Genomic DNA, 22,200 nt, shown 5'->3' on the forward strand with positions numbered 1-22,200 from the left:
ACCCTTACAACCAACAATTCAACATTTATGAAAATATTGGCCAATGATGGCATTGCTCAATCAGGAAACGACTTACTTCAAAAAGAAGGTTTTGAAGTCATTACAACCAAGGTAGCAAAAGAACAACTTTCCAACTTTATCAATGAACATAAAATTACTGGGCTATTGGTACGAAGTGCCACCGAAGCCAGAAAATCCTTGATCGATGATTGCCCTAGCTTAAAATTGATAGGTCGTGGTGGTGTTGGGATGGATAATATTGACGTAGCTCATGCAAAATCAAAAGGTATACATGTGATCAATACCCCTGCCGCTTCTTCAGAATCTGTTGCTGAACTGGTATTTGCCCATTTATTGAGCGGGGCGCGATTTTTATATGACTCCAACCGAAATATGCCATTGGATGGTGATAGCAAGTTCAAGCAATTAAAGAAAAGCTATGCCGGTGGCACAGAACTCAGAGGTAAAACTTTGGGGGTTATCGGTTTTGGCAGAATCGGACAAGCTACCGCTAAAGTGGCACTAAGTTTGGGAATGAAAGTCCTTTTTAACGACCATCATACCACAGAGGCTTCCTTGGAAATTTCTTTCTATGATGGACAAACTGTAAATTTCAGTTTAAAAAACAATGAGTTTGATACGTTGCTCAAAGATTCAGATTTCATTACAATTCATGTCCCAGCACAGAAAAATTACGTACTTGGTAAAGCTGAGTTTGAGAAAATGAAGACTGGAGCAGCAGTTGTAAATGCTTCACGTGGTGGGGTTTTAGATGAAGTCGCTTTAATAGATGCTTTAGAGAACGGAAAGATAGCATTTGCAGGATTGGATGTATTTGAATCCGAACCCAATCCAGAAATCAGAATATTGATGCATCCAAAAATATCTTTGACTCCTCATACCGGAGCATCTACCGTAGAAGCTCAGGAACGTATCAGTTTAGAACTTGCACATCAAATAATAGACTTGTTAAACTAATCCGTTTTTTCAAGTACCAAAGATGTTCAATACATTCTTTTTTGTATTTTGTACCATAAACTAAACACTATAAAATGTCAGGATTATTAGACTTATTGACCAGCCCAATGGGCAAACAATTAATTAGCGGTGTTTCCGGCCAAACCGGTCAACCCGAAAACAAAACTGCAGAGGTATTGAGTATGGCCATGCCACTTTTAATGGGGGCCATGAAAAAAAATACTTCAACACCTGGAGGTGCGCAAGGTTTAATGAGTGCGCTTTCATCAAAACATGATGGTGGTATTTTAGATGATCTTGGCGGACTTTTCGGTGGTGGTGTAGACCAAGGTGTAATGGATGATGGTGCTGGTATTTTAGGTCATGTATTTGGAGCCAAACAACCACAGGTTGAAAATGCGTTGAGCAGTAAATCAGGAATAGATGCAGGCTCAATTTCACAAATACTGAAAATTGCCGCTCCAATTTTATTGGGTTATTTGGGTAAACAGACCAAACAACAAAATGTAAACAGTCCTGATGGGCTAAACGGATTATTAGGTGGACTCATGGGAGGCAACACTGCTGCTGATAAACAGCAGTCCCTTATCGAAAGCTTTTTGGATTCTGATGGAGATGGAAGTATCATGGACGATTTGGCTGGAATGGTCTTAGGTGGTGGAAATCAAAAAAGCAGTGGTCTTGGAGGAGTATTGGGAGGCCTATTTGGTAAGTAAGTAACTGCCTTAACAATATTTAACGAAGCCATTTGGAATTCCAAATGGCTTTTTTTTGTATCTTATTTCTATGAAAAAGAGAATTTTAGTTTTATTCATCGTCCTTGTTTCGGTAATGGCTTGTTCATCGCAAAAAGAAGTACTGGAGATTTCCAAACAAGAACAGGCCTATTTTGACATAGAAGAAGGTGATGCCGTAGAAATCAAGGATGAAGAATCTGAGTACGAAATCATAATTATCGACCCGGGATTCAATACTTGGCTTTTAAGCATAGCCCAGCCACGAGGCTACTACTCCCAAAGCTTTTTGGAAAACAGAAACAATATTCTTGTAATCAATTGGAACCAAAGGGTGATGCAGCCCCAACGATACAATCCTAATTTATATGAACTTCAAATCAATTATGATTCCAACATAGATTACGGCTATGAGGTAAACTATAAGCTCTATAATTATTTTATTTACTTCCAACGAAAGTATAATCAACGGTTGGGACCTTTCATTCCTAGAATTTAATGTATTATTTTTACCATCGAATTTACTTTGATGGAGAAAATTAAAAAAAGGTGGGATATTACTGAGAACTGGCAATTACTTTTCCCTTTTCTAGGCATTTTCTTAACCATACTTACCGCTTACCTGATTTCAAGGAGGTTTTTACATCTTTTAGACCTGAACAATACAGTTTTTGAGTGGCTTTTCACACTAGGTATCGGTTCTTTACTTTTTTTTATAATGGTAAAGTTTTTTCTTTGGTGTTTTAAGAAATTATCCAATAAATGGCCTGTGGAACAGCGATGGGAGATGATTGCCATATTTATTGTTTTTGCAATTACAGGAAGTATTTCCGGTAAATTAGCTGGACCGTTAACGGAACTGATAGGGCTAAAGCAAGCTACCGTAAGTGGATGGATTTTTTGGACAGCGCGTATTCTTCTTATTTTTCCCATCTATCAAATACTTTTGGTTTTCTTTGGATGGCTCTTTGGACAGTTTCAATTTTTCTGGAATTTTGAGAAAAAGATGCTCAAACGTATGGGTTTAGGGTTCTTGATTCCTTAAATTATATTTTTCTTAACATAATTTAATCTCTCAATTTACCTAGCTTTGTAGCATGTTGCAGACGAAAAGGATTGCTGGCCTTTTAGTTTTTACCTTTTTGATGCTTATCAAAGTGTCAGCATTACATGTATATACTCATCAAAATGATGACTGTAATGCTATTGAAAATTGTGAAATCTGTGATATTGCACTTGAGAGCCAAACTTCTGACTTGGAGATTCCATCACAATTTATTAGCTCTAATTATCATACCATTTTAGAGGTCAAACGCTTCACGGAAACCCCTCAAGTATTTTCTAAAGCGTCCAATGCATTTCAACTCTTTTCCAGACCCCCTCCCTCCTTTTAAGAATTTGTTAAAAAATTACCTAAGATTAAAATTGATGCTAGGTTGATTAATGTTTCTAACCAGTGTCTTAAGTTCTTTTAAGTTAAATTATGGTTTTTAATGTAGAATATGTCAATAGCATGATGCACACTAGTCTTTTCATAGATTATGACTATTCAATAAAAAATCATAATACTTATCAACCCCTTTTGGATAACAAATCATAATGAAGCTACGGCCTCTATTACTTTTTCTATTTATTTCATTCTTTACGGTGGCTCAAAAAGACCCGTGTACATATTCGGTTAGTGGTAAGGTTTTGGATGTGGATACCAAAGAACCTATCCCCTATGCTGTAGTTAAAGTTGACGGTACCAAAAAATACACCAGTACCAATGCCGAAGGTCATTTTAGTATTGATGGTCTGTGTTCAGAAAAAAATACTCTCATCATTTCGTGCGTGGGTTATGCAGATTCAACTAAGGAGCATGAACATGATTCCAATATTCACTTTTACTTGACACAAAAGGTGACAGGTCTAGAGGAAGTCACCATACAGGCGCAAAGAACAAAAGAAAAGGGTACCGAAACAATTTCACAGATAACTATTGGTAAATCAGAAATTGCCAGCAGTTCCACACAATCTTTGGCAGCTGTTTTATCCCAACAACAAGGATTGACATTCATTTCTACCGGAAACAATGTCCAATTGCCGGTTATACATGGACTGTACGGAAATCGAATCTTGGTTTTGAACAATGGTCTAAAGCACGGTTTTCAAAATTGGGGAACAGATCATGCACCGGAAATTGATATTTCATCGGCAAATAGCATAACCGTTGTTAAAGGCGCGGCAGGTGTGAGATATGGGCCCGAAGCTTTGGGCGGTGCCATAATTATTGAACCGAACCCCCTACTTTTAAACAACCCGTTATACGCAGAATTTGGTACAGGCTATGAAACTAACGGTCGCGGCTACAATACCAATCTAGAAGTTGGGGGCGGAACCGAAAATTGGAGCTTTTTCGCAAATGGAAACTATACTAGAATCGGTGACCGTAATGCTCCGGACTATAGTTTGACCAATTCTGGTAAAGAAGAAAAGGCATTTAGTTTTGGTGTACTTCGCCACTTGAACAAGTGGGATTTTAAAATCAACTATAGCTTTGTAGACCAAAATTTAGCACTTTTGCGATCATCCATAGCAAGTAGTCCTGAGTCCTTTATTCGGGCTATTAATTCGGATGAACCCAATTTTATAAACCCCTTCTCATACGATATTAATGAACCTAATCAAACCACACAACATCATTTGGCAAAAGCTGAAGTAAATTGGTGGTACAAAGAAGGAGCACGACTTACCCTAATAGGCGGCGTACAACTTAATAAAAGAGATGAATTTGATGTAAGAAGAAATTCTGAGCTTCCCATCATAGATCTTGATTTGACTACCCTAGATTATCAACTGGAATGGAAACATTCTAAATGGAACGGATTAGACGGATTATTGGGTGTTCAATATTTCAGTCAAAATAACGACAATAACCCTGGTACACAGACCACTCCCTTTATTCCAAACTATAATACCGATAGATTCAGTGCCTTTGCCATTGAGAGCTTTCAATTTGGAAGGAATACTTTGGAAGCAGGATTGCGGTTCGATTATGAAACCAACGATGTTAGGGGTAGAGAAACCAATCAAGATATTTTTAGGGATAATTATAGCTTCACCAACTTTACAGGATCATTGGGATTTGTGAGGCAATTTTCTGAAAGCAGTACCTTTAGAACAAACTTGGGCACTGCTTGGCGTACCCCGAACATGGAAGAATTGTTCAGTTTTGGACAACATGGTTTTAAGACTACTTTTGGTTTGTTGCGATTCTCGGACATCAATGGTCAATTGAGTACAAATGAGGTAGTTCCTTTGGACGAAAGCGACGTAAATCCGGAAAGAGGCTATAAATTTATCAATGAATTCCAAACCTCTAAAAACGATAACACACATAATCTAACCATCTACTCCCACTATATTGAGAATTACATTTTTGATAGACCCATTGGTGTTTTCGGAACCATCCGGGGCCCCATGCCCGCTTTTATTTTCGATCAGGTAGATGCGCTGTTCCTTGGAGGTGATTACAGTTGGAAAAAAGATTGGACAAAGAATATTTCTGGAGTTTTTGGGTTTAGTTATTTATGGTCAAGAAATATAGGTGACAATGAGCCCTTGATAAATCAACCTCCCGTTTCAACAAGTTTTGAACTGCGGTGGGACCAAGGTAAAGTATGGATGTTGGATTCATCTAAATGGACGATTCGCCCTAGCTATACCTTTCAACAATTCCAAGCACCACGAACGGTAACACCCGAAGATTTGGTAGATAGAACTGTTGAAATTACAACAGATTCAGAGATTTTTGATTTTGCAGATGCACCAGAAGGATACTTCCTGTTAGACTTATCGTGGAATTTCAAATGGAAAAACCTAAGCGGTAGTATTACGGCCCAAAACCTATTAAATACCAGTTATCGTGATTATCTCAATGAAATGAGATACTTCGCGGATGAACCTGGTAGAAATATCCTATTTACCTTGAACTATTTTTTAAAAGCAAAAAAAAGATGATGGAACAAAAACCCCCTACAACTAGGCCTAAGATAACTAGACCACCATGACTATTTGAAATCTGGCAGTAACTATTCAAACATTTTAAATTTAGTAAACAAATAAAAAAAAGTAAAAATGAAAACAATTGAAAAATTTATGAATTACCGTTTATTGGCCCTTCTGTTTGCAGGCCTTATGATAACGAGCTGTAGCGATGATGATGATGCTCCCGAAGAAGAAGAAGAATTAGAGGTAATTACAAGTGTGACCCTTATTTTCACCAATGATGCAGACTCCAGTGATGAGGTTAGGGCTAGAGCCGTGGATCCCGACGGATTGGGCACGGCAGAATTGGAAGTACTTGATGAAATTACCCTTGCGGCAGATACGCAGTATACCTTGACTTTTGAAATTTTAAATGCCTTAGATCCTGATGATGTTGAAGATATAGGAGATGAAATAAAGGATGAAGATGATGAACACCAGATTTTCTTTAGCTTCACCGAAGATGCTTTTGATAGCCCAGGAGGGAATGGTAACATAGATACGGCTTCTGATCCAATCAATTACAATGACCAAGATGAGAATGGAAACCCCGTAGGCTTGTCAACTTCTTGGACAACTCCTGCTTCAGGTACAACAACCGATGGAACATTTACGGTAAGACTTCAACACCAACCAGACATAAAAACTGATACAACAGGTGCGAGTGATGGTGAAGACGATTTTGACCTAGAATTTGTCCTAAACATTGAGTAGTTCAATTAGTTAGTTTAACAACAGAATAAACGAAAGTTCATGTAAGTTTGTTAGTTAAAATCGGGAGGGCTTACTCTTTTAGTCCTCTCGATTTTATTTTGTTCACTTTTTCGAAAAGATGTAGGTGTAGACCCACATAATGGTGAACGAAGGTATCACATCCATTCCAGGAACAAGTTCTTCGACAAAGGTTACCACTCCCGCAGCCTGTCCTATTCTTCCCTTGTACATTCGGGTCATTAACCAACCGGCCATAGGTGCCCAAATTACGTCTGAGAATTCCCCAATTGCTGGGATAGCAAAGGACAACATTCCAATGCCATCAAATAATAATCCTAAAAAAAGATTGCGGTATTTTAAATCCTTCTCTTCTGTCATGAAGGGAAAATAGCAAATAGCAACGACTTGAAAAAATTAACTACGATAAATCCGAACTAATGAGTTTAAGGAATTCATTACGCGTCTCTATCTTTTCAAATTGCCCCCTAAAGCCTGATGTTGTGGTCACAGAATTCTGTTTTTGTACACCGCGCATCATCATACACATATGTGAGGCTTCTATCACTACAGCGACACCTTTAGGCTTTAAGGTATTGTTGAGACACTCTAGAATGTCGTGCGTCAAACGTTCTTGAACTTGTAATCTTCTCGCAAAAACATCAACTATACGCGGTATTTTACTCAATCCAACGATATGCCCGTTGGGTATATAAGCTACGTGGGCTTTCCCAAAAAACGGTAACATGTGGTGTTCGCAGAGGGAATACAGTTCTATATCTTTTATAATGACCATATCGTCATAATCCTCCTTGAACATTGCCCCTTTTAGAATTTCGGCGGCATCTTGTTTGTAGCCTTGGGTCAAGAAGAGCATAGCTTTTGCTGCACGCTCAGGAGTTTTTGTAAGCCCTTCACGTTCAACGTCCTCTCCTATCTCACCAATAATTTTAGAGAATCGTTCCTTTATATCATTGGTTATGGTAATATTGTACTCTTCAAGATTTTGATATGGTGCCATATTCTTATATAACTGTATTTAGCTTATTTGAAAAATGCTTGTTTAACTTTTTGATTTTAGGGTCAATGATAAACTGACAGTAGGGCTGATTGCTATTGTCATTATAGTAATTTTGATGGTCCTCTTCCGCCTTGTAAAATACTTTTTCCTCAGAAATTGCAGTAACTATAGGAGAACCAAAAACACGTTCTTTTTCCAGAAGTGCAATAAATTTTTTCGCTTCTTCCCTTTGCTTTGTGTTGGTATAAAAAATTTCGCTTCTATATTGGGTGCCTACGTCATTTCCCTGCCTATTCAGTGTTGTGGGATCATGGGTGGCAAAAAATACCTCTAACAATTCATTAAAAGAAATTAAAGTAGGGTCGAATAGTATCTTGATTGCTTCTGCGTGCCCGGTTCTACCAGTACAAATTTCTCTATAGGCTGGATTCTTGATTGTACCGCCAGTGTATCCAGAAATTACTTCTTGTACACCGTTAAGTCTCTGAAATACAGCTTCTGTACACCAAAAACAACCGCCAGCGAATATGGCGGTCTCTATTAGAATATTATTTTGTTTACTCATTTCTATGTAAAGTTAAACAAACTTAATGGTTCTGTAACTTAAAAACAATGATAAAATTTTCATAACTAGTCGCAGTCATATCCAAAAACTTTAATTAAAACTTCCGATTTTTGTTTGCTCGATGGTAATGATTACATTCCCACAATACACTATATATGATCAAAGCTAGTAACATAAAGAAGCGCTACGGTGAACTCCAAGTTTTAAAAGGTGTAGACTTAGAGATAAAACAAGGCGAGGTTGTATCTATTGTAGGTGCATCTGGTGCTGGCAAAACTACATTGTTACAAATACTGGGAACTTTGGATTCACCTTCCAACAAAAAAGATAGTTCCTTGTTCATAAACACAAAGGATGTTACCCAACTCAACGATAAAAATCTAGCACGTTTTAGAAACGAGCATATTGGTTTCATTTTTCAGTTTCATCAATTATTACCGGAGTTCACTGCATTGGAAAATGTCTGTATCCCTGCATTTATAAAAAAGACCTCAAAAACAGAAGCTGAAAAACGAGCTAAGGAACTCTTGGACTTTCTAGGCCTTACGGATAGATATCATCATAAGCCCAATGCGCTGTCCGGTGGAGAGCAACAACGCGTAGCGGTTGCACGTTCGTTGATCAATAACCCATCTGTAATTTTGGCAGATGAACCCAGTGGTAATCTTGATTCTGAAAGTGCTGACAATCTTCATCAACTTTTTTTTAAGCTCCGTGACGAATTTGGACAAACCTTTGTACTAGTTACACATAATTCAGAATTGGCAAATATGGCGGATAGAAAATTGACAATGGTAGATGGATTGATTGTTTCCTGATTTTTATTTTATGACAAAAACAGCGCTAAAAACTTTTTTGGACGAAAAGGTTGAACAGTACAATCATCCTAAATTTCTAGAAGATGATCCATTGCAAATTCCACATCGCTTCACAAAAAAGGAAGATATTGAAATCAGTGGGTTTTTAACAGCGACCATTGCGTGGGGAAACCGAAAAAGTATTATCAACAATGCATCACGATTGATGGAATTATTGGACAATACACCCTATGATTTTGTATTGAACCATTCGGAATCCGATTTGAATCGATTGGAACCTTTTGTACACCGAACATTCAATGGCCATGATTTACAATATTTTATAAAAAGTCTTCAAAACATTTATCAAAACCATAATGGTTTAGAAGCCATATTTGTACAACATCAAGATACCGACTCGTTACAATCCGCCATATCCAATTTTAAGAAGTATTTTTTTGAAATGCCCCATGAGATTAGAACTATGAAGCATGTTTCCGACCCCTTAAAAGGCTCCGCCGCAAAGCGAATCAATATGTTTTTGCGATGGATGGTACGAGATAAAAGTACAGGTGTGGATTTCGGAATTTGGCGAGGACTGAAACCAAGCCAGCTTTCATGCCCGTTGGATGTTCACTCGGGTAATGTGGCCAGAAAACTAAAACTGCTAAAACGAAAACAAAACGATGCTAAAGCTCTGGCAGAGTTGGATAAAAACCTAAGAAAACTGGACCCAATGGATCCAGTTAAATATGATTTTGCGCTGTTCGGATTAGGGGTATTTGAAAAATTCTAGTTGTTTTTCTCGTATGCTTTATCTGTAAGTGTGCTCATAAAAGCAATGATCGAGCTGATTTCTTTCTCATTTAAACTAAGAGAATCGGCTGGAAGCGTTTGGTAAGGAACATCAAGTCCCATTCCTTGCCCACCTCCTACATTATAAAACTCCATCACTTCTTCAAGAGAAGTATAGACACCATTATGCATGTACGGAGCTGTTATTTCCGCATTTCTTACGGTTGAAGTCTTAAAAAAGTTTCTTTTCTCTTCAACCTTGTAAGGATAGTACTGTCCTGGATCGGCATCTAAAACAGGATGTTCAAAACTTGCGTTTTCTGGCACACCAAGATTTTCAAATTCGGTTTCCATATACTTAGGTGGAACAGTACCATTAAAAGCAGGTGGAAAGTGGCAGGTAGCACAGGCCGCTTTACCCATAAAAAGGTTAAAGCCCAACACTTCTTCATCTGTTAAAGTTTCTTCCAAACCTTGAATATTTCTATCAAATTTGGAATCAAACGGTGCTAAACTTCGAATATATGTTGCAATAGCATGGCGCACATTCAGGTTGGTAACCTTACCATTATAAAGTGAATCAAATTCTTTTGTATACTTTGGATTTGATTTAACACGCTGCTCCATCGTATTTAAATCCAAATGAAACTCATTTTCATCATTTACAACATTTACGATTTGATCTTCCAACCCATCGGCACGACCATCATAAAAAAAAGTGCGCTGAAAAACAGAATAGGTCAATGTTGGAGTGTTACGCTTCAATTCAATCCCATTTATGCCCCTTCCCTTTTTTAAACCATCTGTAAACGCCTTTTCTTTATGATGACATGTAGCACAGCTTATATTTCCTGTGCTAGAAAGAGATTCATCATTGAACAATGCCCTACCAAATTCAATTCGCTCTTTGGTAATCTCAGGTGAGCGTTGCATTGAAAACATTTTCATATTGAAAAAATCCTTATCGAAAAGATTGGTTGCCGTGGGGCTTAGAGATCGTGAAGTATTCAATGCAATGTTCCAATCATCAGCAGTCTTATTGACCAATTGTAATTGTTTGTTAGTATGGTCTTTAATGAATTTATAACGGTCAAAACTGTCAAAATCACCAGCATTCAAATCAGAGATAGTTTTCTCTAGTTCTTGAACCCACGAATTGTATACCGCTTTCGACGTAAAAGCTTCTTCATATAGGTTTAATATTGTACTAATGGTCTCGTAGTTATAAACTGCCTCATTTAGTGAGTTGGCCAACATTGGTGAATCAAATCCAGTAATACCTTTCGTTGCAATATTGACAATGGCATCGCGTATCATCTTTAAGTGGTGGCGATCACGCTGGGTAATGAGTATGTGGTTTTTTCTGATGTAGGGAATCCGTACTTTCAAATATTCGGCAACAAAATGAAGTTCTTTATTATCGAATCCTTCTTCAGCATATAATAGCTCTTCCAAAACCTGATAGCTCTTAGGTTTTAAAACCTTTATGTCTTGATAATCATCAATCTCTACCTTCAGTAAATTTGGGGCATTCATAGAAAGATAGTTCTCATAATCATAGGCAATAAGCATAGGCTCGCTACGCTTGTACCATTCCCTACTTTTTAAGAAATTGGTTTTGTTCTCGGCAAGTGATTTTAGCGTGTCCACCTTTTGGATATAATACGCGGCACTATCCAATGTTTTAAAGTAATGGTTTCTGATTTCTTCGTTGAACATTGATTCTTTATCCGCAGAAATTACCTTAACCAAATTTTTTTCCTGTTTACAGGAAAACAAACCCAATAAACATAAGATGGGATATAATGACTTCATAGATTTCATAGTAATATGTTGAATGTGAGAACCAAAAAGGTTCCCGAATTCGGGAACCTTTTATGTTTAACTTTTACAGTCCAAACTACCTTGGAAGACCCGTTAACTTAAACAAGAATGAACCTTCTAAGCGTGCAGAACCTTCATCGATAGCTGTTGGGTCAACAAATTTAAGTCCGTCCGCTCTTACGGCAGTTTCTGGTGTAGTCGAAAAATTCCAACCATGAACTTGGGCTCCTCCCATGAAAGTTGGTTCAGAAGCACCGATAATTTCAGTTACATCGATTAGACCGGTAATTTCCCAATTGCTCGTTGTAACACCATAACCCAATGCCGCCGCACCTTGTTGATTGCATTCTAGAACTTCTTTAACAACTCCAGTATTTAAGTCATATTGCCATAGCTTAGCAAAGCCCGTAATTTGTGGATTCAAATCGGCATATCCATTAGGGTCTTCTTGGATATAAGCATAGTTCTCGGTTACCAAAATATTGTCTGGAGAGTGCATTCCATCTCCTTTACCACCTTCTTTGTCTCCGTCGATAACTACGGTCAATTTTGCGTCACCAGTTGGATTTTCAGGATTCAACTCTATTTTGTAGACCCTTCCAAAGCCAGTCCCTCGATTGTTCAAATCAGGATTGTCGTTACGTATTCTACCAGTAGCATTAAAATAAACTTGTCTGTTGGCTTCTGCAGAACCTCTTCTCCAATCGATATCCTCAATTCTTTGGAAACCGATAGCCAAGGAATCAATAGCTTCTTGATTTAATTCAGCAATGGTACGCTCAGTTACTTTGACCCATTCTACATCATAAGCAATGTCTTCAGCCATACCCATTTCAAATAACTGACCTCCTTCACCTATTCCTGTCTCTACTGGGTTTTTTCCACGTAACACATATAGGTCTCCGCCGCTTAGATCTCCTAGACCACCAACATACATTGCAAAATGCCCCTCAGGGTAAGTGTTATTACTATCATCATCTCCCATGAAAACAACTGTTTGACCAGGATATGCATCTTTACCAATAACAACAGCATTTTCCGTTGACCATTCTCCTAAGGCAGGAAGTCTTTCTGCTTCAACTCTATTTTCAGAAGGTCGGAAAGGATTAACTCTATAAACACCCTTTGCATTTCCGCCCCATTCACCACCAGATAGGTATAATGGGCCAAAACCATGTTCTTCTACAGTGATGGATGAACCAGAACACTGCGCCGTAAAAGCTGTAGCGGTAGCACTTACGATATACTCGCCTTCGTAGGGCTGTAAATCAGAATTCATCAGAATTCTTGCAATGGAGTAATCAGATTCTAGATTATTGATAAAAGCATAGTTACCATCACCATTTGGGTAAAGTGCTGCACCATCCATAAAGGAACCGTACACGAAAGTTGAATCAGAAGGTAAAATGTCTGCAGATGACATAATCATTTTTAATTCAGCACTGTTGGCGAATTCACCTTTTAAAGTAAAAACGCCATCTGGTACTACAGAAGCAACTAGAGGCTCCATCTCTGTAGTTGGATTATCGTCATCGCCACCTCCGCCGATGAAATCGTCGATTTTATCGCATGAAGTTACTGCGACCAAACCGCCCAATAAAAGTAAATTTTTAAGTGTTCTCATTTCTGTTTTTAGGTTTAGAAAGTATTTTGTTTTATATGGATTCGTAACAAAAATACCTATGAGGACACCCACGAGCCGTTAATTAAATGTGGTCATAATCGAAACTAAACTTCATTAAAATGTTAAATGGTTAAGGGAATGTTATTATTTAGATAAGGTCTTAATAATTGTGTCATGCTGTTCAATTTGCAAACTGGGTAATAACTCTAAAGTTACTTTTAGACCGAAACTTAAACCTTTGAATATCAAAATTTTAAAGGCATTCATGAATTCCAGTATTTTTATTTGAAGATTCAACATCCTATTTTAGGCATGTTTAAAGTGATATTCCTTTGGTTAAAAAGCGTACCTCCACATATTATCCCGATATTCCACTTTTCTTGTTGCTTATTCCCTTTATAAGCGGCTTCAACTACTATTTGACATATTCCAATGTACAATTCAATTGGTGGTTCATATTTACCTATACATTGGACACCCTCACTGGATACGTAGCTTGGTTGGGAGCAAGAAAGGTTATATTAGGGTTGGACAATAAAATGCCCTATGCCGATGGATTCATCAAACGTGTCACGGTTCAATTTCTGCTCACCACCTTTGTTGGCCTCTTTATTATTAGTTTTTTGACCGAGTTGTCCAGTCTAATAGTAAAAGGTAAATGGGCCCACCCAAGTTTTTATTCCCATGACCTATTTATCATATCCATTTGGTTCTTCGTAATCAATGCTATCTACATTATGATTCATTACTATTACAAATGGCAGGGAACAGAAGAAAAGGTCAAGTCAGAAAAAGAGAAACTGAATAAGGGAATTTTAGTGAGAGAGGGAAAGATGGAGGTTCGTTTACCCTTCTCCAATATTTTGGGTTTCTCCGTTGAAAAGGATTATGTAGCTGTTTTTACCAACACCGGAAAACAATACTTTTTGGATTCCACCTTGGAAAAAATTTCGAGTACACTACCCGAAAAACTGTTTTTTCGCCTAAATAGACAATATGTCGTGAACCGAAATACCATTACCGGATTTCAAAGACGCGAAAATGGGAAGCTTAGTGTTACTTTAACCCTCAACCCCTCCATACCCCAAGAAATTATGGTGAGTCGTACTAAGGCCCCAACATTTAAGCGGTGGTTTCGGAATCTTGATTGACAGTCCACCCGTTTTTTTGCCACATTTCACCGGAAAACTTTTCATTTTCTTTGATTTCCAAGGGGTTTCAATTTTAGCTTTAGGAATCAAATCGATCAAAAAATGAAATCAGTTATTCTATCATTGGTCAGTTTTTTTCTGGTCATAAGTACAAAAGCGCAAAGTGTTTCTACGGATAATCATAGAAACTTTCCCTTGATGATTAGCATAGAGTTCCATTCTCTTTCGCTGCCGTTTAAAAACAAAAAATTGTTTTCCAATATAGGAATTGGAATAGGAACCGAAGTAAGCCATAGTGGAAATAGAGATTGGGTACAGCAGTTCAAAATCTCATGGTATGGCAACAAACGTGTTGGAGGTGGTTTATTGGTTCATTCACAAGCCGTTTGGAGGCCCGGTCTGTTTTCTGATGCATTCGGGGAAGTCAAGCTGGGAGTAGGTTATCTTTTTGCCAAAAGGCCCGTGGATTCGTTTAAACCTACCTCTGATGGATGGACAAACGTTGGAAAAAAAGGGAAAGGTATGTTTGTCATACCCACTGGTATCGGCTTCGGTTACGATACTTTTGATGAAAGTCTTTATGTATCTCCCTATGCCAACTATCAGTTCATACTTGCTATGAATTACAACACGAGCGTTACTGTGGTTCCATTTACCCTACTGGAATTAGGCTCAAGAATTCATTTTGAAGATTAAATCCCTGTTGTCATGAAAAAAACAATTTTCTTTATCGTTTGTACTTTGATGCTTGCGCAGAACAATCAAGCACAACAGGCTTCTTTAACCTCGAAAAAGGGTTCAATTTCAATAAATGAAAATCATCCAAAAAGCCTAAAGGTTTCAAGAATACTTGAAGAACTTACTCAAAATGGATGCCCTGGTGCCAGTATTGCAATTTTAGATAACAATGGTTGGTGGCTCCACAGCGAAGGATTGGCAAGTTTGGAGAAAAACGAACCTATGACCAATGACCACCTTCACTACCTCCAAAGTGTTGCCAAAACCTATATGGCCGTAGCTGTTTTGAAGCTTTATGAAACGGGTAAACTTCAATTGGACAATCCCATCACACAATATTTGGATCCAAGGATTTCCCAAATAATTCAGCGTGCAGATGAAATTACAGTTCGCATGCTTTTGAACCATACTTCTGGAATTCCTGAATATAATTTTAATCCCAACTATACCGCTACGTTGTTACAGCATCCGGAAACTGTTTTTAAAGGCGAGGACTACATTAATTATATAAAACGGAAACCTCTTGACTTTGAACCCGGAAGCCGTTATTCCTATAGAAATTCAAACTATGTATTGCTTTCATTGATTGTGGATAAAGTCACGGGAGATCATGGTGACTTCATACGAGAGCAGATTTTTGAACCCTTGAATTTGAAAAAAACCTACTATCAAATCTCACCAAGAAAACTAAAGAACGAAAAGCTTCCCAATAGTTATTGGGACCGCTATAGCAATGGGATTTTGGAAGATGTATCATTCGTACAGCAGCAGAACGTAGCTTATATGGTAGGAGATGATGGCATTGTAACGACTACACAAGAGGCAATTCTGTTTTTAAAGGGTCTTTTGGAAGGAAAGCTACTGCAGGAAGCTACCCTAAAAGAAATGATGACTTGGGTTACGCGAGATGGAAAGCCGGTTTATGGATTAGGTTTAGGGTCAAACGAAATTGCAGGTCAAAGATTCTATGGACATACCGGAGGAGGACTGGGAGCTGGCTGCGAGTTAAGATACTTCCCAGAGAAAAACTTATATATGTTTATAGCCATCAATATCGGTACTGTTACCGATAGTCCCTTGCATGCAAAACTGGTTGAAGTAAGGGAAAGACTATACCAAACCCTATTGGAATAGGTTATCCCCCAAATCCATAATCAGTTTCAAAATTCAACTTAATTTTCTCGCCGCCTTTGGCAATGGATTCATAAATGGCCTCTACGATCATCATGTCCCGTTTGCCCATTTCACCTGGAGCCAAATTGGGACTATCAAATAGGATATGCTTTGCAAAATCGTCCATTTGTAGTTTTTGCTGGCTTTCTTGTGGAAAATCCAGTGTGCCGCTGGAAGTTCTACCAGCCAAAGGTATGTAAGTACTAGCTGGGTCTAGTTCAAACCATCCACGTTCGCATGAGGCAAAAAGTCGATTTGCACTAATATTATGTGATGTCATTATGCTCCCGGTCGCACCACTTAAAAATTCGAACTGGGCAGTTATGGTCTCATCTGTATCTTTAAAGTAATCTGGTCTTGTACTAAACTCCTGTGCAGAAACAGAAATTGGATTTTCCCCTGTACCATAAATAACACTTTGAATAGCATACACTCCCATATTCATGAGTGCGCCACCTCCAGATAATTTTTTATTCAACCGCCACTGGTTGGGATTTGAGGTAGAACGATAAGCAGCATCCGCCGAAATATAATTGACAGCTCCAAATGTTTTTTCCTTTACAAATCGTTTAATTTCCTGGGTATAGGGTTCCGAATGTAAGCGATACCCCATACCAAGTTTTACTTTCGCTTTTTTGCATGCATTTATAATCGCATCACATTCTTCAACATTCATGGCCATAGGCTTTTCACAGATAACGTGCTTTCCTGCTTTTGCAGCGCGAATGCAAAAATCGGCATGCATGCTATTTGGTAAAACTACATACACGATATTAATAGCATCATTCTTTGCGATGTTATCAAAATTCTGATAGTTGTATATATTCTCTTTGGGAATTCCATATTTTTCCGCCCAAGCATTTTCCTTCTCTGGGGTGCCGGTCACAATACCCGCCAAATAACAATGTTTCGTGTCCGACAAGGCTGGGGCAAGTTGATATGTGCTGTAGCTACCCAGCCCTACTAAAGCCACTCCTAATTTCTTCTTGTTTTGTGCATTCCCCATAGCACATGCCAAAGGAGTAGTTGCCAATAACGTAACACCTCCCACTCCTTTTGCCAGCGTAGCATTAAAGTCCCTTCTTGATAGTTTTTCCATATGTCAAGTATTCGTAGTATCTAAAGTTAGAAATAAATAACCCAATACGTATTGATCATAAGGTATTTGTGATTCTTTGGTAATAGAAAGATTGTCATGTAAAATACTTATTTTTAAGTCCAGACTAATCCAATACAAATGAAAAAATTCAATCTTTCCTTTTGCATTTTATTTTGCAGCGCTCTCATTTTTGCCCAAAACAGGAAATTACCTATTGACACCACCATTACCACACAGCACAACGTAACTATCAACGGTACAAGTTTTGGCTATACGGCCACCACTGGGACCCAACCGGTATGGAACGAAATGGGAGAGCCAACAGCTTCCTTACATTATACCTATTATACCAGGAACAATGTTAAGAATAGGGCTGAACGACCGTTATTGATTTCATTTAACGGCGGACCCGGTTCGGGTTCTGTTTGGATGCACCTTGCTTATACCGGACCACGCACCCTCAAAATTGATGACGAAGGTTATCCCATCCAACCCTACGGCGTAAAGGAAAATCCATTTTCGGTACTTGATGTTACTGATATCGTTTATGTGAATCCCGCAAATACGGGCTATTCACGAACTATACCCGAAAAAGGTGAAAAAGTAGATCGGGATAAATTTTTTGGAATAAACGCGGATATCAAATATTTAGCGGAATGGCTGAATACATTCGTTACCAGAAACAACCGTTGGCGCTCCCCAAAATATATTATTGGAGAAAGCTATGGAGGAACCCGTGTGATGGGACTTTCGTTAGCCTTACAGAACCAACAGTGGATGTACCTTAATGGTGTAATCATGGTATCACCCGCCGATTATAAAGTTATCCGTGTAGGCGGACCTGTTTCAAGTGCATTAAACCTTCCGTATTATACAGCAGCGGCATGGCATCATAAAGCGCTCCCGGCTGATTTACAAAGTAAGGATTTGTTAGAAGTGTTACCGGAGTCCGAGGAATATACCATAAACACATTGATTCCTGCAATTGCCAAAGGAGGTTTTATTTCTGATGCAGAACGAAGTAGTGTCGCTAAAAAAATGGCACAATATTCTGGATTGAAGGAAAAGGACATCCTAGACCATAATTTAGATGTGCCTACCCGTTTTTTTTGGAAAAACCTATTAAAAGATAAAGGAGGTTATACGGTCGGGCGACTTGACAGCCGATACTTAGGCATGGATAAACAGCTTTTTGGGAACAGTCCTGATTACAACTCGGAGATTACTTCGTGGTTGCACAGTTTTACTCCAGCTATAAACTACTATTTACAGGAAGAGTTAAAGTTCAAAACTGACATCAAGTACAATATGTTTGGACCTGTGCATCCATGGAACAATGAAGATGATGAAACTCGTGACAATCTTAGACAGGCCATGGCACAAAATCCCTATTTAAATGTTTTGGTACAATCTGGTTATTATGATGGTGCCACAACCTATTTCAATGCAAAATATACCATGTGGCAAGTGGATCCTAGTGGCCGTATGAAAGATAGGTTCGAATTTAAAGGGTATCGTTCTGGACATATGATGTATTTAAGACGTGAAGATTTGCAAAAAGCAAATGATGACATACGTTCCTTTATTCTAAGGACTACGACAAAAGGAAAAAGTGCAAAATATTAAATAGTTTAAAATGAATAAGCATATTTTTTTAGGTGCTGCTTTATTATTGGTCTTTCAAATTGGATTGTCACAAGAAATCCAGACTAAAGAATGGCAGATAAAAACAGCATTGATGGCAGTACCCACTGATTATAAAGAAGGTGCCAAAGTCTATGGATATGATGCTAATGGGAATTTTGTAACGCTACGGGAAGGCACCAATGATTACATTGCCTTAGCAAGCGACCCAAAAAAAGAAAAGTTCTCCACGGCTGCATACCACAAAGATTTAGAACCTTTTATGGCCAGAGGGCGAGAATTAAAAGCAGAGGGCAAAGAGTTTCAGGAAATCTTTGACATTCGTGAAAAGGAGGTAAAAGCCGGGAAGCTTAAAATGCCGGACAAATCAACTTTATGCGTATTCACAGGAATGGTAAATCCCGATTCAAAAGAAATTGAGAATCCTTATGTACGCTATGTTTTTTATATTCCTTTTGCTACAGGAGCATCCACCGGTTTGCCCACTACGCCTACCCCTCCAGGACATGCATGGCTAATGGACCCAGGTACACATAGGGCACATATCATGATTACACCACCAAAAAATAATTAACATTGAAGGCGCTGGCAATTTTATTTTTTTTATCAATAACTACAATGATAGCCCAAGATTGGCCCAATTTAAATAAATATCAAAAAGCCAATCAAGCATTGAAAGCTGGTCCTATGATTGAAAATAGCATTGTTTTTATGGGCAATTCCATCACTGAAGGTTGGTCTGTTGCCCGTCCTGATTTTTTTGATGGCAAACCCTATATAAACCGTGGTATCAGCGGTCAGACAACGCCACAAATGTTGTTACGTTTTAGGCAAGATGTTATTGATTTAAAACCAAAAATAGTGGTAATCCTAGCGGGGACCAATGATATAGCGGGCAATACCGGTCCTATAGGTTTAGAGCAAATTAGGGACAATATTCTCTCCATGGTAGAACTGGCCAAAGCAAACGGGATTTATCCTATTGTATGTTCGGTTCTCCCAGCTTTTGATTATGGATGGCGTCCAGGAAAGGAGCCCAACATTAAAATTCCTAAACTTAATTCATTATTGAAAAAAATGGCCCTTGCCCAAAATATTCATTACGTGGATTATTTTTCCGCTATGGCAGATGACCGCAATGGACTACATAAAGATTTGGCTGAAGATGGTGTACATCCAACTAAAAAAGGATATTTAATTATGGAAGGACTAGTGGATGGAATACTCATTAAAACACTAAAAGATTTAAAATGAACCAAAAATGTTTCATTCTGGTTTTACTCTTCATTTCCTTTCTTAATGCTGATGCACAGGAAATCGTAAAAGTGAAACCTGCATTTGAGATTTTAAGGGAATTTGATAAAATAAGGGATTTTACCATGGATGCTTCCGGTTCCGAAGCTTATTTTACCATTCAATCCCAAACCGAGGAAAAATCCGTAATCTCAAAGGTGGTCAAAGTGAATGATGAATGGAAAACACTAAGTGTTGCAAGTTTTTCTGGCGCGTATAAAGATTTAGAACCTTTTCTTTCTCCTGATGGCCTTCGCCTCTATTTTGTATCCAATCGACCTCTTCACGATTCCATTACTTCTACAAAAGACTTTGATATTTGGTTTGTAGAAAGGTCCGCGCCCAATAATCCTTGGTCCAAACCCAAAAATCTAGGTGCGCCCGTAAACTCTGAAAACAATGAATTTTATCCTACCGTATCAAAAAATGGGAATCTGTACTTTACCTGTGACTGTCCGGGAGCTCTGGGAAGAGATGATATTTTTTTCAGTGAATGGAAAAATAATGCTTACAGTACCCCTATCGCCTTAGATGAAAATATCAACTCAAAAGGATTTGAATACAATGCCTATATTTCAAAAGATGATACCTTTATGATTTTTGGTGGATATAATCGCGAGGATGGACTGGGAAGCGGTGATTTATATATCAGTACAAAGAACAGTTCTGGCCAATGGTCCAAAGCTAAACCACTTCCACTTCACATAAATTCAAAATATATGGATTATTGTCCGTTCGTAGATGAAAAACAAAATATGCTCTATTTTACCAGTAGGAGAAGTGCGTCTTCAAATATAAAAATCAATACGATTTCTGAGTTAAAAGAAATGCTCGAAGCTTATGAAAATGGGAATAGTAGACTTTATAAGGCCCGGTTTAGTCTTTTGGAAAAGTAAACTCCCCTAACATATAAGTTAAGTCCACCAAATGCAGAGTACATTGGTCAGTATCCTAATTCCATTTAAAAACACCGCTCATTTTTTAACCGAGTGCTTGGATTCTATCATAAATCAGTCATACCAGAACTGGGAAGTACTTGCAATTGACGACCATTCTGAGGATACCAGTATGAATTTGGTCACTTCCTACAATGAACATGATGAACGGATAAAAGTTTTCAAGAATACAGGAAAAGGAATTATACCCGCCTTACAAACTGCATACTCCAAAAGTTCAGGAACTTTTATTACCCGAATGGATTCAGATGATATCATGAAACCCAATCGGATTAAAACCATGGTCAATTCCTTGATAGAAACAGGTGAAGGACATATCGCCGTTGGGCAGGTCAGTTATTTTTCGGATAGAGGTATCAGCAACGGTTATGAGCGTTACGAAATATGGTTGAACCAGTTGACTGCAAAAGGAACCAATTATACGGAAATCTATAAAGAATGTGTTATCCCCTCCCCTTGTTGGATGGCTTTTAGAAACGATTTGGATTCTTGTGGTGCATTTGAGCCTGACCGATACCCAGAAGATTATGACCTTACGTTTCGGTTTTATGAGAACGATTTAAAAATTATTCCATGTAATGAAGTTTTACATCTATGGAGAGATTATGACAGCAGAACCTCCAGAACCAGTGAACATTATGCACAAAACTATTTCTTGGACATTAAACTACATTATTTTTTAAAATTGGATTACGATTTTGCGCGCCCATTGGTGATATGGGGTGCAGGATTTAAGGGAAAAAACATTGCTAAAAAACTTCTGGAACAAGGCATTGAATTTGTTTGGCTATGTGATAATCCAAAGAAAATCAATAAAAAAATCTATGACCAAGAATTATCACACTTTTCAATCCTGGAAAAACTGCCCAAACCCCAAAGTATTATCACCGTTGCCAATGAAGAAGCGCAAAAGGAGATCAAGAGGTATTTAAATGGGTTGAACCAAACCCCCATGGAGGATTATTTTTTCTTCTGTTGAAATGGATATCCAATGTCCGATGTCCGATGTCCGATGTCCGATGTCCGATGTCCGATGTCCGATGTCCGATGTCCGATGTCCGATGTCCG

The 22,200-nt window shown here is 38.2% G+C and carries 23 protein-coding genes; 17 read left to right on the plus strand and 6 right to left on the minus strand.

All coding sequences use genetic code 11. The annotated features are described in order from the left end of the window. Positions 1–27: 27 nt before the first annotated feature. The 7 genes from KIM67_RS14505 (at position 28) to KIM67_RS14535 (ending at position 6,455) form a co-directional block, all read left to right on the plus strand. Positions 28–978, plus strand: coding sequence for a D-2-hydroxyacid dehydrogenase (locus KIM67_RS14505; RefSeq protein ID WP_213832275.1), 951 nt, complete (start codon positions 28–30; stop codon positions 976–978). A gap of 74 nt (positions 979–1,052) precedes the next feature. Further along, positions 1,053–1,694, plus strand: a complete 642-nt coding sequence (locus KIM67_RS14510; RefSeq protein ID WP_213832276.1) for a DUF937 domain-containing protein — start codon at positions 1,053–1,055, stop codon at positions 1,692–1,694. A gap of 70 nt (positions 1,695–1,764) precedes the next feature. Continuing rightward, positions 1,765–2,211, plus strand: coding sequence for a DUF6146 family protein (locus tag KIM67_RS14515; RefSeq protein WP_213832277.1), 447 nt, complete (start codon positions 1,765–1,767; stop codon positions 2,209–2,211). A 30-nt stretch (positions 2,212–2,241) separates the two neighbouring features. Beyond that, positions 2,242–2,757, plus strand: coding sequence for a DUF6787 family protein (locus KIM67_RS14520; protein WP_213832278.1), 516 nt, complete (start codon positions 2,242–2,244; stop codon positions 2,755–2,757). Positions 2,758–2,809: 52 nt separating this feature from the next. Continuing rightward, positions 2,810–3,106, plus strand: coding sequence for a hypothetical protein (locus KIM67_RS14525; RefSeq protein ID WP_213832279.1), 297 nt, complete (start codon positions 2,810–2,812; stop codon positions 3,104–3,106). A 205-nt stretch (positions 3,107–3,311) separates the two neighbouring features. Beyond that, positions 3,312–5,714, plus strand: coding sequence for a TonB-dependent receptor (locus KIM67_RS14530; protein WP_213832280.1), 2,403 nt, complete (start codon positions 3,312–3,314; stop codon positions 5,712–5,714). Positions 5,715–5,831: 117 nt separating this feature from the next. Continuing rightward, the gene (locus KIM67_RS14535; protein ID WP_213832281.1) at positions 5,832–6,455 is read left to right on the plus strand and encodes a GTP cyclohydrolase; all 624 of its coding nucleotides are present in this window, start codon (positions 5,832–5,834) and stop codon (positions 6,453–6,455) included. 102 nt (positions 6,456–6,557) lie between these two features. Here KIM67_RS14535 and KIM67_RS14540 read toward each other — a convergent pair whose 3' ends face one another. Genes KIM67_RS14540 through msrA form a run of 3 tightly spaced genes read right to left on the minus strand, consistent with a single transcriptional unit; the run spans position 6,558 to position 8,038 of the window. Next, entirely contained in the window at positions 6,558–6,833 is a 276-nt protein-coding gene (locus KIM67_RS14540; protein WP_163418986.1) for a hypothetical protein, read from the minus strand. Positions 6,834–6,873: 40 nt separating this feature from the next. Beyond that, entirely contained in the window at positions 6,874–7,473 is a 600-nt protein-coding gene (folE, locus tag KIM67_RS14545; RefSeq protein WP_163418987.1) for a GTP cyclohydrolase I FolE, read from the minus strand. 4 nt (positions 7,474–7,477) lie between these two features. After that, a complete protein-coding gene (msrA, locus tag KIM67_RS14550; RefSeq protein WP_213832282.1) occupies positions 7,478–8,038 on the minus strand; it encodes a peptide-methionine (S)-S-oxide reductase MsrA in 561 nt (186 codons plus the stop codon). Between the two features lie 155 nt (positions 8,039–8,193). Between msrA and KIM67_RS14555 the strand changes: the two genes are divergently transcribed. Beyond that, the gene (locus KIM67_RS14555) at positions 8,194–8,856 is read left to right on the plus strand and encodes an ABC transporter ATP-binding protein (RefSeq protein ID WP_213832283.1); all 663 of its coding nucleotides are present in this window, start codon (positions 8,194–8,196) and stop codon (positions 8,854–8,856) included. A 10-nt stretch (positions 8,857–8,866) separates the two neighbouring features. Beyond that, positions 8,867–9,631 carry a TIGR02757 family protein gene (locus tag KIM67_RS14560; protein ID WP_213832284.1) on the plus strand — a complete coding sequence of 255 codons (765 nt, stop codon included), beginning with the start codon at positions 8,867–8,869 and terminating at the stop codon, positions 9,629–9,631. Here the strand turns inward: KIM67_RS14560 and KIM67_RS14565 are convergent. Further along, the gene (locus tag KIM67_RS14565) at positions 9,628–11,382 is read right to left on the minus strand and encodes a cytochrome-c peroxidase (protein ID WP_213832285.1); all 1,755 of its coding nucleotides are present in this window, start codon (positions 11,380–11,382) and stop codon (positions 9,628–9,630) included. The two genes, KIM67_RS14560 and KIM67_RS14565, sit on opposite strands and share 4 nt — an antisense overlap. A 148-nt stretch (positions 11,383–11,530) precedes the next feature. Beyond that, entirely contained in the window at positions 11,531–13,078 is a 1,548-nt protein-coding gene (locus KIM67_RS14570) for a phosphatase (protein ID WP_213832286.1), read from the minus strand. A 332-nt stretch (positions 13,079–13,410) separates the two neighbouring features. On the opposite strand from KIM67_RS14570, the gene KIM67_RS14575 reads away from it, so the two are divergent. The 3 genes from KIM67_RS14575 to KIM67_RS14585 all read left to right on the plus strand — a co-directional run bounded on the left by KIM67_RS14575 (position 13,411) and on the right by KIM67_RS14585 (position 16,101). Further along, on the plus strand, positions 13,411–14,229 hold the full coding sequence (locus KIM67_RS14575; RefSeq protein WP_213832287.1) for a LytTR family DNA-binding domain-containing protein: 819 nt from the start codon (positions 13,411–13,413) through the stop codon (positions 14,227–14,229). Positions 14,230–14,331: 102 nt separating this feature from the next. Further along, complete coding sequence (locus tag KIM67_RS14580) at positions 14,332–14,925, plus strand: hypothetical protein (protein WP_213832288.1); 594 nt, start codon at positions 14,332–14,334, stop codon at positions 14,923–14,925. A gap of 12 nt (positions 14,926–14,937) precedes the next feature. Then, a complete protein-coding gene (locus tag KIM67_RS14585; protein ID WP_213832289.1) occupies positions 14,938–16,101 on the plus strand; it encodes a serine hydrolase in 1,164 nt (387 codons plus the stop codon). Position 16,102: 1 nt separating this feature from the next. On the opposite strand, the gene KIM67_RS14590 is transcribed toward KIM67_RS14585, so the two are convergent. Further along, positions 16,103–17,239, minus strand: coding sequence for a Gfo/Idh/MocA family protein (locus KIM67_RS14590; protein WP_213832290.1), 1,137 nt, complete (start codon positions 17,237–17,239; stop codon positions 16,103–16,105). A gap of 138 nt (positions 17,240–17,377) precedes the next feature. Here KIM67_RS14590 and KIM67_RS14595 point away from each other — a divergent pair, with 138 nt between their 5' ends. From KIM67_RS14595 to KIM67_RS14615, 5 genes are read left to right on the plus strand one after another with little or no spacing between them, the layout of a single operon-like run. Next, a complete protein-coding gene (locus KIM67_RS14595) occupies positions 17,378–18,865 on the plus strand; it encodes a S10 family peptidase (RefSeq protein WP_213832291.1) in 1,488 nt (495 codons plus the stop codon). A 10-nt stretch (positions 18,866–18,875) separates the two neighbouring features. Continuing rightward, positions 18,876–19,457: a hypothetical protein gene (locus KIM67_RS14600; protein WP_250149272.1), complete on the plus strand. Its 582-nt coding sequence runs from the start codon at positions 18,876–18,878 to the stop codon at positions 19,455–19,457. 44 nt (positions 19,458–19,501) lie between these two features. Further along, positions 19,502–20,137, plus strand: coding sequence for an SGNH/GDSL hydrolase family protein (locus KIM67_RS14605; protein WP_213832292.1), 636 nt, complete (start codon positions 19,502–19,504; stop codon positions 20,135–20,137). Further along, a complete protein-coding gene (locus KIM67_RS14610; protein WP_213832293.1) occupies positions 20,134–21,072 on the plus strand; it encodes a PD40 domain-containing protein in 939 nt (312 codons plus the stop codon). Before KIM67_RS14605 ends, KIM67_RS14610 begins: the two co-directional genes overlap by 4 nt. A 31-nt stretch (positions 21,073–21,103) precedes the next feature. After that, complete coding sequence (locus tag KIM67_RS14615; protein WP_213832294.1) at positions 21,104–22,111, plus strand: glycosyltransferase; 1,008 nt, start codon at positions 21,104–21,106, stop codon at positions 22,109–22,111. Positions 22,112–22,200 lie beyond the last annotated feature (89 nt).

Origin of the sequence: Flagellimonas sp. 389 (genome assembly GCF_018449435.1) — a bacterium.
Classification (GTDB): Bacteria; Bacteroidota; Bacteroidia; order Flavobacteriales; family Flavobacteriaceae; genus Flagellimonas.

Coding starts and splice junctions, on each gene's coding strand:
- KIM67_RS14505 (WP_213832275.1), top strand. CDS start 28: ATGAAAATATTGGCCAATGATGGCATTGCTCAATCAGGAAACGACTTA.
- KIM67_RS14530 (WP_213832280.1), top strand. CDS start 3,312: ATGAAGCTACGGCCTCTATTACTTTTTCTATTTATTTCATTCTTTACG.
- KIM67_RS14510 (WP_213832276.1), top strand. CDS start 1,053: ATGTCAGGATTATTAGACTTATTGACCAGCCCAATGGGCAAACAATTA.
- msrA (WP_213832282.1), bottom strand. CDS start 8,038: ATGAGTAAACAAAATAATATTCTAATAGAGACCGCCATATTCGCTGGC.
- KIM67_RS14615 (WP_213832294.1), top strand. CDS start 21,104: ATGCAGAGTACATTGGTCAGTATCCTAATTCCATTTAAAAACACCGCT.
- KIM67_RS14610 (WP_213832293.1), top strand. CDS start 20,134: ATGAACCAAAAATGTTTCATTCTGGTTTTACTCTTCATTTCCTTTCTT.
- KIM67_RS14515 (WP_213832277.1), top strand. CDS start 1,765: ATGAAAAAGAGAATTTTAGTTTTATTCATCGTCCTTGTTTCGGTAATG.
- KIM67_RS14605 (WP_213832292.1), top strand. CDS start 19,502: ATGATAGCCCAAGATTGGCCCAATTTAAATAAATATCAAAAAGCCAAT.
- KIM67_RS14535 (WP_213832281.1), top strand. CDS start 5,832: ATGAAAACAATTGAAAAATTTATGAATTACCGTTTATTGGCCCTTCTG.
- KIM67_RS14585 (WP_213832289.1), top strand. CDS start 14,938: ATGAAAAAAACAATTTTCTTTATCGTTTGTACTTTGATGCTTGCGCAG.
- KIM67_RS14590 (WP_213832290.1), bottom strand. CDS start 17,239: ATGGAAAAACTATCAAGAAGGGACTTTAATGCTACGCTGGCAAAAGGA.
- KIM67_RS14560 (WP_213832284.1), top strand. CDS start 8,867: ATGACAAAAACAGCGCTAAAAACTTTTTTGGACGAAAAGGTTGAACAG.
- KIM67_RS14600 (WP_250149272.1), top strand. CDS start 18,876: ATGAATAAGCATATTTTTTTAGGTGCTGCTTTATTATTGGTCTTTCAA.
- KIM67_RS14580 (WP_213832288.1), top strand. CDS start 14,332: ATGAAATCAGTTATTCTATCATTGGTCAGTTTTTTTCTGGTCATAAGT.
- KIM67_RS14520 (WP_213832278.1), top strand. CDS start 2,242: ATGGAGAAAATTAAAAAAAGGTGGGATATTACTGAGAACTGGCAATTA.
- KIM67_RS14595 (WP_213832291.1), top strand. CDS start 17,378: ATGAAAAAATTCAATCTTTCCTTTTGCATTTTATTTTGCAGCGCTCTC.
- KIM67_RS14540 (WP_163418986.1), bottom strand. CDS start 6,833: ATGACAGAAGAGAAGGATTTAAAATACCGCAATCTTTTTTTAGGATTA.
- folE (WP_163418987.1), bottom strand. CDS start 7,473: ATGGCACCATATCAAAATCTTGAAGAGTACAATATTACCATAACCAAT.
- KIM67_RS14525 (WP_213832279.1), top strand. CDS start 2,810: ATGTTGCAGACGAAAAGGATTGCTGGCCTTTTAGTTTTTACCTTTTTG.
- KIM67_RS14555 (WP_213832283.1), top strand. CDS start 8,194: ATGATCAAAGCTAGTAACATAAAGAAGCGCTACGGTGAACTCCAAGTT.
- KIM67_RS14570 (WP_213832286.1), bottom strand. CDS start 13,078: ATGAGAACACTTAAAAATTTACTTTTATTGGGCGGTTTGGTCGCAGTA.